We start from the raw sequence: 15,021 nt of genomic DNA on the forward strand, positions 1-15,021 counted from the left end.
GGACAACTACGTCGGAAAGGGCACCGACGCGACGCAGAACGCGTGGAACGTCGACGGCGTGACGATCACCGACATGGCGGCGACCGGATCGTCCCCGACGTACTACGACTTCGACGCCTTCCAGGAGATGCAGGCGACGACCGGCGGCACGGATCCGTCGGTCGCGGTCCCGGGCGTGACGCTCAACATGGTGACCAAGCGCGGCACCAACGAAGTGCACGGGTCCGCCCGCGTCTTCGACACGCCGCACCAGCTCGAGGCGTTCAATACCCGCACGGACTACCGCGAACAGCAGGCCGCGCTGGGCAAGAGCGCCACGCAGAACCGCATCTACAACCTCCAGGACTACGGTGTGGAAGCCGGCGGACCGCTCTGGCCCGACAAGGCCTGGCTCTGGGGCAGCTACGGAAGGAACCAGATCGACCTCATCCAGGCGTCCGGCACGACCGACAAGACGACCCTCGAGGACTTCGCCGGCAAGCTGAACGTCCAGCCGATCGAGTCGAACTCGATGACCGGCTTCTACTTCCGCGGCGACAAGCTGAAGTTCGGGCGCAACTCGGGCCCGACCCGGCCCCAGTCGACGTCGTGGGACCAGGCCGGCCCGACGTCGATCTGGAAGGGTGAAGACTCCCAGGTCTTCGGGCCGAACCTCGTGGTCGACGCTTCCTACAACTACGTCGGGAGCGGCTTCGGGTTGACCCCCGAGGGTGGAAACGTCACCGCATACCGGAATCCGCAGAGCATCTGGCAGAACTCCTACCTCTTCTATTCGACCTACCGGCCGCAGCACCAGGCCACCGCGAACGTCTCCGGCTTCTTCAATACCGGCGCGCTGGGCCACGAACTGAAGTTCGGGTTCGGTTACCGCTCGGTCGATCTGAAGTCGAACTCGACCTGGCCCGGAGAGGGGGATCTCGCGCTGGAGAGCGCCAAGGGCGCCGGCCACGGAACGCTGGTTCTCACCCGGCCGAAGAACACCTCGTCGAATTCGAAGTACATCGACGCGTTCTTCTCCGACACGATCACCGTGTCGAACCTGACGGCCAATCTCGGTCTCCGGTACGACGACCAGTACGGAAAGAACCTGAGCAGCACGGTCGCCGGGCGCCCCTGGAACGACACTCTGTGCAACTCCTCGATTCCCGCGGACCCCGCGTCGGGGAATCCGTGCCTGCCGAGCCTCACCTACGCCGGAGGCGCCACCGAGATCAAGTGGACCAACTGGGAACCGCGGATCGGCCTCACCTACGCCATCGGCGCGCAGAAGAGCACCCTCGTGCGGGCGTCCTATGCCCGATTCGCCGATCAGCTCAGCCAGGCCTTCGTCACCTACGACAACCCGGTCGGCTACTCGTATCTCTATTACGTCCCGAACGCCAATTACTACGCGCACGCGGCGGCCGGGAATCACGTCATTCAGCCGGGGGATCTCGGCGACTACCTCGGGAGCTTCAACGTCAACCCCGACAATCCGTTCGCCTCGTCCAACGTCATCGACCGGGGCGTCAAGGCGCCGAAAACGGACGAATTCATGGTCGGTGTCGACCAGCAGATCTCTCCGGAATTCGTCGCCGGCCTCTCGTATACCTATCGCAAGCGGACGGATTTCGTCTGGACCCCGTACATCGGAATCACGCAGGCCGATTTCTCGCTCGTCAGCGCGGGCGACCCGGCCTACGACTGGAACGGGAAGTTCCTCGGAAACTCGGATCCCTACTACAGCGCGACCCTGCCGGCGGACTTCACCGGGGGCCATCTCCTGACCAACGCGCCCGGCTACTCGGTGCGCTACGACAGCGTCGAGCTCCAGCTGACGAAGAGGCTCACGAACCGCTGGATGGCGCACGGCTCCTTCACCTGGAACGACTGGAAACAGAGCCAGAACAAGGCCGATTGTCAGGATCCGACGAACCAGGTCAGCGCGACCGGTCCGACCTGCGGGTCCGGCATCACCTGGTACGGCGGGGCCGCCAACAGCGGCGCGTTCAGCAACGTCTTCATCAACAGCAAGTGGAACTTCAACGTCAGCGGCCTCTACCAGCTCCCGCTCAACTTCAACGTCGCGGCGAACTTCTACGGCCGCCAGGGTTATCCGCTCCCGTACTACATCCAGGTCGCGACACCGGACGGTCTGGGAGTGCGCGGGCTCAAGAACGTCCTCGTGGGCAATCCGGCAGACCATCGCAACCCGAACCTGTACGAGCTCGACATGCGGGTCGAGAAGGTTCTGCCGCTCTTCCAGAAGGCGGACCTCACGCTCTCTCTCGACGTGTTCAACGTGCTCAACGCGAACACCATCCTGCAGAGGCAGATCATCGCCTCGACCACCACCGGGACCGCCGGGTCCAACGACGCGACCGCCAACGAGATCTTCGAGATCCAGGCGCCGCGGACCCTTCGGTTCGGAGCTCGCCTGAGCTTCTGATCCCGATTCCCGGTCCTCTCTCGCCCCGCCGGAGCGATCCGGCGGGGCTTTTTCGTCCAACGAGAGGAACGGAGTTTCGCGCCGGCCCCCGAAAAAGAGGCCGCGCCCCTGGGCGCGGCCGGGAAGGAGGAGATCTGCCGGTAGATACGGGAAACACCCCCTCCGCGTTTACGTACAATAGGCCGACGGAGGAACGAAATGGGAAAACTCGGCCTCGGATGCGCGGCCATCGCGCTGATTCTTCTCGTGATCGTCGGCCTCTCGTTCGCCGGAACGTACAACACGCTCAACCGGAAGAACGAAGCGGTCAACCAGCAGTGGGGCCAGGTGGAGAACGTCTATCAGCGGCGGTCGGACCTGATCCCGAATCTCGTCGCGACGGTCCAGGGCGCGGCGAACTTCGAAAAATCGACCCTCGACAGCGTCATCGAAGCGCGGTCGAAAGCGACTTCGATCCAGGCGACGCCCGAGCTCGTCAACGACCCGCAGGCGTTCCAGAAATTCGAGCAGGCGCAGGGGCAGTTGACCTCGGCGCTGTCGCGCCTCATGGTCGTCGTCGAGCGCTACCCCGAGCTGAAGGCCACCCAGAACTTCCGGGACCTCCAGGCGCAGCTCGAGGGCACCGAGAACCGGATCACCGTCGAGCGGATGCGATACAACGAGGTGGCGCAGGACTTCAACACGAGCTACCACTCGTTTCCGACGAACATGATCGCGGGGTTCTTTTCGCGGTTCAAGGAAAAGGCGTACTTCCACGCGCAGCCGGGAGCAGAAACCGCGCCGAAAGTGAACTTCAACTTCGGGACGGGAACCGCGCCGACGACGGCGCCGGCGACGACCCGCTGAACGCGCCTCGCGCTCACCCGGAAGCCACGACGTGAACGGCCGACGGAGCCGAAGCTCCCCCTCGCGCCTCGGCGCGGCGATCGCCGGGATCGCCGCCGCGGTCCTGCTCGGCCTCCTGTCGGCCCCCGGCGCGAGGGCCGACGTCGCGATCCCGCCCCCGCCGGCGCACTACTTCAACGACGGCGCCGGCCTCGTTTCGGGCGACGACGCGTCGCGGATCGACGCCAAGCTCCGGGATTTCGACGAGCAGACGTCGACCCAGATCGTCGTCGCCGTTTTCCCCGAGCTCCCGGAACCGTCCCTCGAAGACTTCACGGTTCGAACCGCGCAGGCGTGGCGGGTCGGCCGGAAGAAACTCGACAACGGCGCCGTCCTCTTCATCTTCGTCAAGGACCGGAAGTCGCGGATCGAAGTGGGCTACGGGCTCGAGGGGTCCCTGCCGGACGCGCTCTGCAAGGACATCCTCCAGGACCGCCTCGCTCCCGAGTTCCAGGCGGGAAGGTATGCGGCCGGCATCGACGCCGCCGTCGACGCGATGATGCAGGCGACGCGCGGCGAGTACCACGCGAGCGGGCGCCGGCCGCCGGCGGGACGATCCTCCGGAAACCTCAACAACTGCGTCACGATCGGCGTCCTGCTGCTCTTCTTCGGATTCCCGCTCTTCTTCCGCCGCCGTGGATGGAGAACGTACGGCGGCGGCGGATGGTGGACGGGCGGCTGGGGCGGAGGCGGCTGGGGCGGCGGGGGTTGGGGCGGAGGCGGCGGAGGAGGCTTCTCCGGGGGCGGAGGATCCTTCGGCGGCGGCGGATCGTCCGGCAGCTGGTGAGGAGAAGCCGATGAAGAGCCTGCTCGATGCCGGAGACCACGAGAAGATCATCCGGGCGATCTCGGACGCCGAGGCGAAGAGCTCCGGACAGATCCGCGTGCATCTCCATCACCGGGCCGTGAAGGATCCGATCGAGGCGGGACGAAAGGTGTTCGAGAAGCTCGGCATGACCGCGACCGCCGAGAAGAACGGCGTGCTCATCTTCGTGGCTCCGCGCTCCCACAACTTCGCGATTCTCGGCGACTCGGGAATCCACGAAAAATGCGGCGACGACTTCTGGCGCGACGCCGCCGCTGCGATGAGCGAACATTTCCGAAAGGGCGACTTCGCCGGAGGCATCGTCGCGACGGTCGACACGGCCGGCGCCGCCCTCGCCGCGCATTTCCCGCGCGGGGAACGCAGCGTCAACGAGCTCCCGGACGAGATCGACGAGAAATAGCCGGCGGGTGGGACGGCGGCCCGAGGCCACACGGAGATCCGGCATCCCGGGGCCGGATCGGCGAGTCCGCTTCAGTTCGAGTCGCCGACCTCGGTCGGCGGGGAGGGCCAGTCCCGAACGAGACGGCGGAACTGGTCCGCCTTTTCCCTTCCCCGGATCTTCGAGGGACTGACGCCGAACTCCTTCCGGAATGCGGCGGTGAAGTGGCTGTGGCTCGAATATCCGAGCTCGAGCGAAAGGGCGGCGAGGTCGATCTCCGGGTCCACGATCCGGTCGAGGGCGATCCGGAGGCGGAGCGCCGTCCGGTACTGGTGGAGCGTCCGCCCCGTCGCGCGGCGAAAGACGCGGCAGAGGTGGAACGGAGACAGCCCGACCGCCCTCGCGATGTCGTCGAGCTTGAGGGGCGCCGCGAAGTTCTCGAGGATCACCGCGCGGGCACGGTCGATGCGTGCCCGCTGGCGGCGGCGCGGAATCGCGTCGGGCGGCCGGCGAGAGGGCCGGAACGCGGCTTCGACGAGCGCCATCGCCATCTCGTCGACCTCGAGCGCATCCGGACGGGAGTCGGAGCCGATCCGATCGAGCAGCGAGCGGTGGAGGAGATAGCTTCGGGTCGAGCTCGGCCCTTCGATTTCGGCGAACCCGGAGGCGGCGCCCGGTCCCTCGCCCCCCGCGATCTCCGCGAAAACGTCCGGCCGAACGAGGATGTAGGCGCCGTGCGAACGCTCTCCGAAATGGCGGCTCATCCGATACGGCGACCCGGGATTGATGAGGAGCGTGCACGTCGGATCGATGACCGCGGAGCGAGCGCCCGAGTGCACGACGAACGCGCCGACGTGCGTGAACGAGATCATCGGCCAGCGCTGCGACTGCACCGCCGTCGATTCGGAGGCGCCGACCACGCATCGCCATCGGCCGATGCGGAAGATCTCGGTCGCCCGGAGCGGCTCGATCGCCACGCCGACGGCATAGGCGTTGGCCGAAGCCAACGGGATCACGGAGGAACCTGCCGAAAAGCTCACCGGTTCACCCTCGCCAACGTACCGGGGAACCTTACGGAAGAGCTATCGAAATGTTGCGATCGGTTCAGCTGCCGCCGGAGCTCGCTCGAATGTTGTCCGGCGTGTAACGGAAGACGCCGTCGCCCATCGTCGAAAGGTACAGGCTGCCGTCTCCCGCGATCACCGCGTCGGAGACCTGAAGCTCGCCGCGCGGGAGTTCGAGAGAGGCGGACTCCGCGCCGCGGCGGATCGTCAGGAGGTTCTCGCGCACGTCGTAGCGGAAGAAGGGATGCGCCGTCGCTTCGGCGTCGTACTTCCGATAGATCCCGCCGGAGAGGAGCGGTCGGCGGCTCATCTCGAACCGGGCGGTCCCCCGAAACGTCGTCGAGGAGGTGCGCACCTCGAGCTCGGGGCGCCCCGTGGCATCGGAGACGACCTCCGCGTCGAGCGGCGCCCCGGAGACGCCCTCGACGCGCCGCCAGTTCGAGCCGTCCGCGGTCGTGAAGACGCCGCGGTCGGTCACGGCGACGGGCGCCGGCAGCGGCGAGCCGAAGAGCTTGAGAATCCGTCCCTCCGGAGGCCGCGCGGCGGCCGCGAATCGCCGGCCGGAGTCGTCCGAAACGAGAAGACTCGAGGCGGAAGCCGTGAGCCACACCGTACGCCCGTCGATGATCGAGGCCGCGAGCGCGAACGCTCCCGGAGGCGAGTCGCTGGAGACCTGGCGCGTTTCCGCTCCCGAGGCCTCCCACACGCCGGACCCGGCCCCGCCGTACGCGCGCAGGAAGAGGATGCGCGAGGGCTGCGCCGGATCCGCGGCGATCGCCGGCACGCGCGCCTCGTCGAGGCCTCCGGAGGCGGGAACGATCGTCGCTCCCCGGTCGTCGGAATAGAACATCCCTTCGCCGAGCGATCCGAGATAGAGCCGTCCGGTCCGCGGATCGACCTCGAGGGCCGACACGTCGAGCGTTTCCCGCGAGATTCGCGACCAGCTCTTCCCGCCGTCGTCGGAGCGGTGCAGTCCGCCGACCGTCCCCGCGTACAGCACGTTCGGCGACTTCGGATCGAGATGGACGACCGGCGTGCGCCGGTTCGTGAAACCGGCGGTGAATCGCGTCCAGCGGTCCCCCCCGTCGTCCGAGCGGTAAACCCAGCCGCACGTGGACACCCATACGCGGGAAGCGTCGTGCGGATCGAAGTCGAACGAATACACGGTCGCGTCGAGCACCATCCCGTTGGCGATCCTCGACCACGTGCGTCCGGCGTCGCGGGTCCGGAACGCCTGGCGATACGTCCCGGCGTAGAGCGTCGTCGCGTCGGCGGGATCGAAGGCCAGAGACTGCACGAGCGAAAGGCCCGGAACTCCTTCTCCCGTCGGCTTCCAGCTCTGTCCCCCGTCCTGCGAGAGGAACACCCCGTCGTCTCCTCCGCAGGCGAGGAGCCGCGGGTTCCCCGGCGACTGCGCGAACGCGCGCGCGTCGACCGACCGGTCCCAGCGCGCGAGAACGGTCCATTCCGCTCCGTCGTCGTCGGAGACCGCGAGCAGCGCCCCCCGTCCGGTCCCGGAGAGCGCGGCCCAGAGGCGGCCGGGCGTGCGAACGTCGGTCCTCAACGTCGAGACGACGTAGCCGGGGAACTGGTTGCCGGGACGCGTCGCATTCCACGAACGCCCGCCGTCGATCGAGCGGTAGACGTTCCCGCGCGACGTCCCGCAGAAGACCGAGTCCGGGCGGAAGGAGTCGACGGCGATCGCGGTCACGTCGGCGCCGGCGACCGGAACGCGGACCCATCCGGCGCGAGCCACGACGCCGTACGCGAGGAAGCCGAAGAAGAGGAGGAGGCGACGGGTCACCAGGCCGATTCTAACCCGGATCGCGCGCGCCGGGCCGCGATGTGTCGTGGCGCGGCGTTTGCTATCCTCGCCGCCGTGCAGAGAATCCGAAAAGCCGTCTTCCCCGCCGCCGGCCTCGGCACGCGGTTCCTCCCCGCCACGAAGGCGCTCCCGAAGGAGATGCTCCCGCTCGTCGACAAGCCGCTGATCCAGTACGCCGTCGAAGAAGCGCGGGATTCCGGGCTCGACCAGATCCTCCTCGTCACGGGCCGCGGAAAGAACGCGATCGAGGACCATTTCGACGTGTCCTTCGAGCTCGAGACGCTCCTCGGCGTTCGCGGCAAGGAAGACCTCCTCGCGGAGGTGGAGGAGATCTCGCAGATGATCGAGGTCGCCTACGTGCGTCAGAAGCAGGCGCTCGGTCTCGGCCACGCGATCCTCCAGGCGCGCCAGCTCGTCGGCGACGAGCCGTTCGCGGTCCTCCTCGCCGACGACGTGATCGACGCCGAGCGTCCCGCTCTGCGGCAGATGATCGAGGTCTTCGAAAGGCGCGGCAATCCCGTCCTCGCGCTCTGCGAGGTCCCGCGCCAGGACACGGCGATGTACGGCATCGTCTCGGGAAAGAAGATCGACGACCGCCTGACGGAAGTCACCGGCATGGTCGAAAAACCCGCTCCCGAAAAGGCGCCGTCCAACCAGGCGATCATCGGCCGGTACATCCTCACGCCGGACATCTTCGAGATCCTCGCGAGCACTCCGCCCGACCACCGCGGAGAGATCCAGATCACCGACGCTCTCAAGACGCTTCTCGGCCGCCGCCCGATCGACGGCTACGCCTTCGAGGGGAAGCGCTACGACGCGGGGGACAAGCTCGGATTCCTGAAGGCGACGGTCGAGCTCGCGTTGAAGCGCGAGGACCTCGGCGCCTCGTTTCGCGAGTATCTCGCCGGTCTCTTCCGCTGACCCGACGTCGGGCGGGCACGCGCCCGGCCGGCTCGATGCATCGCCGCGCCAGCCCGCCTGGCGATCCGGGTCGGATGGCCTCACCGGGCGACCACGACGAGACGCGCCGAGGCGCGAGCCCGCCGGGATGCGGGTCGCCCGGCGACGGCTAAGGCGTACCGTGAGCGTACGTCGTGCCGACGTCGGGCGGGCACGCGCCCGGCCGGCTCGATGCATCGCCGCGCCAGCCTCGGGTGACTTGAAGAACGCCCGCGACAATTTCAACCAGCGCTGAGGCGCGGCCAGGCGCGAGCCCGCCGGGATGCGGGCCGGCTGCGGCGACCGGAGGCGTACTCAAGCAGTACGTCGCAGGGAGACGCGGCCGGCACGCGCCCGGCCGGCTCGATGCATCGCCGCGCCGGCCACCCCTCAGCGGCGGGTGCCGTCGAGCGAGATCACCGTCCTCGCCCCGACGACCTCGGCCCGATGGCGGGCTCCCGCCGGCACGTAGAGCCGGTCTCCGGGGCGCAGATCGAAGACCGATCCCTCCTCGAGCTCGATCCGGAACGTGCCCTCGACGACGGCGTCGCATTTCTCCTCGGCATGGGAGTGCCAGTCGAAGGCCGTGCCGGGACGGTACGCATAGACGGCCACTTCGAAGCCCTCGTGCTCCATCGCGCGGCGGAGCCGGCGCTCGGTCATCTCTCCGTCGCGCGGGTCCCACGCCTCGCGGCGGCCCCTCTCCATGGCGTCATTATCCCGCGGGTTCGCATACGATCGCCGCAATGAAACGGCTCGATCCCGCGCTCCTCTGGCTCGGGCTCGTCGTCCTGCTGTTCGCCGACCTCCTCTTCCTTCCGGTGATGATCTTCGGGCGCGACGTGAACAGCTACTTCCTGCCGCTCGAAAGCGCGGTGCACCGCGCGTGGGCGTCGGGGCGCCTGCCCCTCTGGTTCGGGGAGGTTTCCGGCGGGAAACCGCTCCTTCCGAATCCGAACGCCGGGGTCTTCTATCCCCTCCGGCTGCTCGCCGCGGCGCTGCCGTTCGCGGCGGGATTCAAGCTCTATCTGGTGGCGCACGTCTTTCTCGCCGGATGGGGCGCGATGCGGCTCGCGCGCGCCCTCGGCGTTTCGAGAGGCGGCGAGCTCGTCGCGGCGGCGACATATGCGCTCTCGGGTCCGTTCCTCTCGACCGTGCTCTTCTCGAACATGCTCCCGGGCGCCGCGCTGATGCCGTGGGCGGCGTTCGCCGGGCTGCGCCTGGCCGACCGCCCCGGCGCCCGACGGGCGGCGGCCGCGGCCGCCCTCCTCGCGCTCGCGATCCTGGCGGGTGAACCCTTCACGCTCTTACTCTGCGCGGCGTTTTTCTTCGCGTTCGCCGCATCCGCGGAGCCGGATCGTCGTCTCCGGGCCACGGCGCTGTCGGCGGGCGCGTGCGCCGCGGCCGTCGCGGCGGCCGCGATCCAGCTCGTTCCGATGTTCCTCTATCTTCCGGAGACGTTTCGCGCGCAGGTGCGGTTCCGCCTGCTCGCGACGCTCCAGTGGTCGCTCTCTCCCGCGCGTCTCCTCGAATGGATCGTTCCCTATCCCTTCGGCGATCCGACCGGGTTCCTCGCCTGGAAGACGTGGGGAGGACGGTTCTTCGACGGGCGTCCCGGCGGATACTTCGCCACTCTCTTCTGCGGCGCGTTCGCCGCTGCCGCCGTCCTCCTCCCGGCCGCCCGCTTCGGCGACCGCCGCCGCGGACGGGCGCTTCGCCTGGCGTTCGGCGCGAGCGTCCTGCTCGCCTCCGCCGCCGTCTTCGTGCCCCGGGAGATGCTGTCGATTCCGACGAGGATCGCGCTCCGCTATCCGGAGAAATTCGTGCTCGGCGCGGTCCTCGTGATGGCGATGTGGGCCGCGCGCGCGTGGGACGCCGCGAAGACGAACCGGCGGATCGCCGGCGTCCTGGCCGCGGTCGCCGCCGCTCTCCTGGGCATCGGGCTCGCCGCGCGGCTCTTCGCGGCAGCCGCGGCGCGCGCGGTCCTCGCCTGGACGGGAGACGGCCGCGCCGCCGCCTCGCTCGTCGAGCGGGAGCTGCCCCGGACGCTTATTTCCGGCAGCCTCCACTGGGCCCTCGCCGCGGCGGCGGCGCTCCTCCTCGCGCGCGCCGAGGGACGGCGGGTCTTCGCCGCGGCCGCGCTCCTCCTCGTCGCCGCCGACGTCACGCTCGCGACGCGCCGGATCGTCGCGACCGCGCCCGAATCCGACGTCCTCGGCGCTCCCCCCGCGATCGCGGCGCTCCGCGGCCTCGACCCCGCCGCCCGCTATTCGTTCCTCCCGCAGGCGATGTACTTTCCGATCGCCGGGTCCCGCGACGCGGAGCGGGGCCGCCGCGGCGACCGCCCGCCGGAGGTCGCGCTCCGAGCCTTCGCCGGTTCGTTGTGGGGAAGGCCCTCGGTCCTGAACAGCGACCCGGACGCCTCGGATCTCGCGGGGCACGCCTTCGTCCGGCGCGACCTCTTCGACGTTCTCGCGCGCTCGCCGGGCGACGTCGCCCGATTTCTCGCGGGCTACTCGATCCGCTGGATCGTCCGGTTTCCGGACGCTCCGGCGCTCGCCGGGACGGTCCCCGCGGCACGCGCGGGAGACGTGGTCCTCGACGAGATTCCGGACGCCGTTCCGCGCCTTTCCATCGCGTCGGGTTGGAAGGAGCTGCCGACGGCGGCCGCCGCGGAATCCGAGGTGCGTTCCGCCGCGATTCCTCCTTCGACGGCGATCCTCGAAACCGGAAGGAGCCGCGAGGGAACCGACGCTCCGGGACGCATCGTTTCGGATGCCGAGGAGGAGAACGGATTCGAGGCGGCGGTCGCCTGTCCGTCGGGATGCTGGCTGCGCGTGACGCGGGGCTGGTGGACGTTCCGGGACGTGAGAGTCGACGGCGCGCCGGCGAATGCGGTCCCGGAGCGGGTCGCGCTCTCGGCCCTGCGTCTGCCGGCCGGAACGCATCGCGTCTCCTGGAGGGAACGGGTCCCGGGGGGGATTGCCGGTGCGCTCGCGAGCCTCCTCGGGATCTCCGTGATCGCGCTCGCTTCGGCGAGGAAAATCTAGTCCTTCTTCGCGCCCTTCCGCGCCGGCTTCTCCGGTTTCGCCGGCTTCTCGCTCTTCTTTTCCGCCGCCTTCCCGGCTTTGTCCTCCTTCTCGGAGGCGCTTTCGCTCGACTCGCCGCCGCGATCCGAGCCGGACTTTCCCGCGTAGTCCGTCACGTACCAGCCCGAGCCCTTGAACTGGATCGCGGGCGCCGACATCAGTTTCTTCAATTTCCTTTCGCCGCAGTGGGGGCAGATCTTCAGCGGCTTCTCGCTGTAGTTCTGGATGACCTCGGTCTTCTTCCGGCAGTGCTCGCAGCGGTATTCGTAGAGGGGCATCGAACGATCAACCCTGTCCTTCCGCGGCGCCGCCTCCCGAGTGCGTGCGCCATTGGAGCTTCTTGACGGCGGGCTCGGGTTTCCGCCGGATGAGGTCGTGGCAGAAGAAGAGGAAAAGCAGGCGCGCGTTGGTCGCCGCGTCGCCCGGACCCTTGCGGCAGAGGTCGACGAACGCGGTCCTCCCGTCGACGAACGAGAGAAACGTCCGCTCGTCCTCCGAGAGGTCGGCCGACGGGATGGCGTCCGGAACCGGCTCGAGAATCGTCCAGGAGGGGCCGAGCTGTTTGACGAGGGCCTTCGGGTTGGCGACCTTCAGGACGCCCTCCCGGACCGCCCGATCGATCGGAAGATCCAACTGGATCTTCTCCTCGGCGCGGAAGCGGCCGACCTCGAAGGTCACCTCGCCGGAATCCCAGTCGAAGATCGACCAGAGGATCGCCGACACCTGGCTGAGAACGGCCGTGGCGATCACCGCGGGCGAGAGAACGCCCATGTCGATCAGGACTTCGCCCTGGCGCTTCGCTCCGAAGGCGATCCGCCGCCCCGATTCCTCGAGATCAGCGGTGGTGATCAGCCCGCGCCGGACGAGAAACGCGCCGAGGGCGTCTTCCATGTCGCTCGAGGTCGCGAACACGACCTTGCCGGCGTCGAGGAAGACCCTCTTGACGACGTCGGAGCGACGCGCGGTGATCACGCCGGGCACGCGATACCGGTGGATCGTCGCCAGGACCTTCGGAAGCGGCGTCGCCGCGAGGTCCCCCCGGTACTGGAACTTCGAGCTCATGGTGAATGAGAGCGGATTCTATAAGATCCCGGCGTGCTCACCGTGGCGGCGGCGATCGAGCGGATCGACCGCGAAGTCGCCCCGCTCGAGGCGGAACCGGCTCCCCTCTCCGGGGCGGAGGGGAGGGTGCTCGCGGCGGACGTCGTCGCGGGCGTCGAATATCCGCCGTTCGACACGACCGCCATGGACGGCTATGCCGTCGGCGGAGCCGGTCCCGAGTGGCGCGACCGTCCCGGCACGATCGCCGCGGGAGCCGCGCCCATGGCCTCGCTCTCGCCGGGCGAGGCCGTGCGGGTGATGACCGGCGCCCCGATCCCGCCCGGAACGGACGCCGTCGTTCCCGTCGAGGAGGCGGACGTCTCCGCCGGAATCCTCCGGGCGCTGTCGGTGCCGGAGCCCGGAGCGCACATTCGACGCCGCGCGGAAGTCTTCCGGCCCGGCGACGTGCTCCTGGAGGGGCGGGAACGGCTGTCGCCCGGATCGATCCTGCTCCTCGCGACCGCCGGCGTCGATCCGGTGGACGTCGTGCGGCGCCCCCGCGTCGTGGTCGCGGCCACCGGCGCGGAGCTCGTCGATGCCGGAGGACCGATCGCGCCCGGGCAGATCCGGAACGGCAACGGCCCCGCCCTTTCGGCCGCTCTCGTCCGGCGCGGAATCGAAGCGCGTTCGTCTTCGTCCGTTTCCGACGATCTCGGGCTCCTGACGGCATTTTTCGAGTCGGCGCGAGACGCGGACCTCGTGCTCACGACCGGCGGCGTATCCGCGGGCGATTACGACCGGACGGTCGACGCGGCCGAGCGCGCCGGGTTCCGCCTCCTTTTCCACCGGGTCGCGGTCAAACCCGGCATGCCGATCGCGTTCGGACGCCGCGAGCGGACTTTCTGGTTCGGCCTTCCCGGAAATCCCGTTTCGGCGCTCACGACGTTCGCCGTTTTCGTCGAGACGGCCCTCGACCGCTTCGAGGGGATCCGCCGGGACCGGTACGTCGTCGCGCGCCTCGCCTCTCCGGTGCGCTCCAAGCCCGGGCGCGAGATCTATCGAGACGCCGTCCTCTCCTCGGTCGAGGGGGGGCTGGTCGTCGCTCCGCTCGTCTCCCGGGGAAGCCACGACGTCCGCGTCCAGGCGCGCCGGAACGCCCTGCTCGTCCTCCCGGCCGAGGGCGGGCAGTGGCGGGGCGGTGAGCCGATGCGATGCCTTCCCCTCTCCCCGGGGAGCGCGGCGCCGCGGGATCCTCCCCTTTCCTGAAAAGGATCGGGTTTCGTGAAGGCGCGCTCGGCGGGGGGCCGCGCGTGCAAGAATCGGAGACGCGGAGGGGTTTCGTGCGCCGTGCGGTCGTCACCGGGATGGGATGCGTCTCCCCGAACGGGATCGGGCGGGAGAGCTTCGCCGAGGCGATCCGGTCGGGACGCTCCGGCGTCGGGAAGGTCTCCCTCTTCGATCCCGAAGGCCTTCCGGTCACGATCGCCGCGGAAGTCAAGGGATTCGACCCGACCGATCACCTGCCGGCCAAGGAGGTCGCCCGCCTCTCCCGCGCGGTCCCGATGGCGATCGCGGCCGCCACCGAAGCCCTCGAGGATGCGGGGATCGACGCGAGCCGCCTGACCCTCGAAGAGTCCCGCGAGCTCAACGTGATCCTCGGAACGGGAGGCGGGGCGATCGAGTTCGCGGAACGGATGTATCACCTCTATTACACGGGCCAGCAGCGGAAGGCGTCGGCCCACACGATCTCGACCGGAACGATCGGGACGATGTCTTCCGAGCTCTCGATGCGATTCGGGCTGCGCGGCGCCTCGCACGTCATCACGACCGGGTGCGCGTCTTCCACGGACGCCCTCGGATACGCGTTCCGCTCGATCAAGCACGGCGACGCCTCGATCGCGCTCGTCGGCGGCGTCGACGCGACGATCGTCCGCGGAATCATGGAGGGGTTCATCCTGATGCGGGTCGTCTCGACCGCGCGAGACGACCGGCCGGGCGAAGCGTCGCGGCCGTTCTCGGCGGACCGGGACGGCTTCGTCCTGGGCGAAGGCTCGTGGATGTTCGTCGTCGAGGAGCTCGAGCGGGCGCGGTCGCGCGGGGCGCGCGTGTACGGAGAGATCCGGGGCTACGGCGCGACCTGCGACGCGCATCACCGCATCCGCCTCGACGAGTCGGGAGAGGAACCGGCGCGGGCGATGCAGCTTGCGCTCGCCGAGGCCGCGCTCTCGCCGGCGGACATCGGGTATCTCGCCTACCACGGAACGTCGACGGAGCTGAACGACCGCGTCGAGACGCGCGCGGTCCGCAAGGCGTTCGGCGAGGCGGCCGGGCGGGTGCCGGGCTCCTCGATCAAGTCGATGATCGGGCACCCGCAGGGCGCCTGCGGCGCCGCGGGCGTCGCGGCGACGCTGCTGGCGATGCGCGACGGATTCCTCCCGCCCACGATCAACCTCGGCGCCCCGGACCCGGACTGCGACCTCGATTACGTCCCGAACGCGGCGCGCGAGGCGAGCTTCGACGCCGCCCTCTGCAACTGCATCGCCTT

Annotated in this window: 13 protein-coding genes; 8 read left to right on the forward strand and 5 right to left on the reverse strand. The window is 69.1% G+C overall.

Annotated features, from left to right (window positions below; translation table 11 throughout):
* The 4 genes from VFS34_17575 to VFS34_17590 all read left to right on the forward strand — a co-directional run.
* Nucleotides 1-2,428: hypothetical protein (locus tag VFS34_17575; protein ID HET9796257.1), on the forward strand; the 2,428-nt coding region annotated here is incomplete at its 5' end.
* Between the two features lie 198 nt (nucleotides 2,429-2,626).
* The gene (locus VFS34_17580) at nucleotides 2,627-3,274 is read left to right on the forward strand and encodes a LemA family protein (GenBank protein ID HET9796258.1); all 648 of its coding nucleotides are present in this window, start codon (nucleotides 2,627-2,629) and stop codon (nucleotides 3,272-3,274) included.
* 31 nt (nucleotides 3,275-3,305) lie between these two features.
* Nucleotides 3,306-4,100: a TPM domain-containing protein gene (locus VFS34_17585; GenBank protein HET9796259.1), complete on the forward strand. Its 795-nt coding sequence runs from the start codon at nucleotides 3,306-3,308 to the stop codon at nucleotides 4,098-4,100.
* Nucleotides 4,101-4,110: 10 nt separating this feature from the next.
* The gene (locus VFS34_17590; GenBank protein HET9796260.1) at nucleotides 4,111-4,539 is read left to right on the forward strand and encodes a TPM domain-containing protein; all 429 of its coding nucleotides are present in this window, start codon (nucleotides 4,111-4,113) and stop codon (nucleotides 4,537-4,539) included.
* A 71-nt stretch (nucleotides 4,540-4,610) separates the two neighbouring features.
* On the opposite strand, the gene VFS34_17595 is transcribed toward VFS34_17590, so the two are convergent.
* Nucleotides 4,611-5,558, reverse strand: coding sequence for an AraC family transcriptional regulator (locus tag VFS34_17595; protein ID HET9796261.1), 948 nt, complete (start codon nucleotides 5,556-5,558; stop codon nucleotides 4,611-4,613).
* Between the two features lie 64 nt (nucleotides 5,559-5,622).
* Entirely contained in the window at nucleotides 5,623-7,386 is a 1,764-nt protein-coding gene (locus tag VFS34_17600; GenBank protein HET9796262.1) for a hypothetical protein, read from the reverse strand.
* Between the two features lie 75 nt (nucleotides 7,387-7,461).
* Here VFS34_17600 and galU point away from each other — a divergent pair, with 75 nt between their 5' ends.
* A complete protein-coding gene (gene galU, locus VFS34_17605; protein ID HET9796263.1) occupies nucleotides 7,462-8,328 on the forward strand; it encodes a UTP--glucose-1-phosphate uridylyltransferase GalU in 867 nt (288 codons plus the stop codon).
* 408 nt (nucleotides 8,329-8,736) lie between these two features.
* Here the strand turns inward: galU and VFS34_17610 are convergent, their stop codons facing one another.
* Nucleotides 8,737-9,054 carry a cupin domain-containing protein gene (locus tag VFS34_17610; GenBank protein ID HET9796264.1) on the reverse strand — a complete coding sequence of 106 codons (318 nt, stop codon included), beginning with the start codon at nucleotides 9,052-9,054 and terminating at the stop codon, nucleotides 8,737-8,739.
* Nucleotides 9,055-9,092: 38 nt separating this feature from the next.
* Here VFS34_17610 and VFS34_17615 point away from each other — a divergent pair, with 38 nt between their 5' ends.
* The gene (locus VFS34_17615) at nucleotides 9,093-11,396 is read left to right on the forward strand and encodes a hypothetical protein (GenBank protein HET9796265.1); all 2,304 of its coding nucleotides are present in this window, start codon (nucleotides 9,093-9,095) and stop codon (nucleotides 11,394-11,396) included.
* Here VFS34_17615 and VFS34_17620 read toward each other — a convergent pair.
* On the reverse strand, nucleotides 11,393-11,713 hold the full coding sequence (locus tag VFS34_17620; protein HET9796266.1) for a zinc ribbon domain-containing protein: 321 nt from the start codon (nucleotides 11,711-11,713) through the stop codon (nucleotides 11,393-11,395). The genes VFS34_17615 and VFS34_17620 overlap by 4 nt on opposite strands.
* Before the next feature lie 7 nt (nucleotides 11,714-11,720).
* Entirely contained in the window at nucleotides 11,721-12,497 is a 777-nt protein-coding gene (locus VFS34_17625; GenBank protein ID HET9796267.1) for a DUF4388 domain-containing protein, read from the reverse strand.
* Between the two features lie 33 nt (nucleotides 12,498-12,530).
* On the opposite strand from VFS34_17625, the gene glp reads away from it, so the two are divergent.
* Together glp and VFS34_17635 are read left to right on the forward strand one after the other, a co-directional pair.
* Nucleotides 12,531-13,742, forward strand: coding sequence for a gephyrin-like molybdotransferase Glp (glp, locus tag VFS34_17630; GenBank protein HET9796268.1), 1,212 nt, complete (start codon nucleotides 12,531-12,533; stop codon nucleotides 13,740-13,742).
* A gap of 74 nt (nucleotides 13,743-13,816) precedes the next feature.
* A partial coding sequence (locus VFS34_17635) for a beta-ketoacyl-[acyl-carrier-protein] synthase family protein (protein HET9796269.1) occupies nucleotides 13,817-15,021 on the forward strand: 1,205 nt, incomplete at its 3' end.

Source organism: Thermoanaerobaculia bacterium (genome assembly GCA_035717485.1).
Taxonomy (GTDB): domain Bacteria; phylum Acidobacteriota; class Thermoanaerobaculia; order UBA5066; family DATFVB01; genus DATFVB01.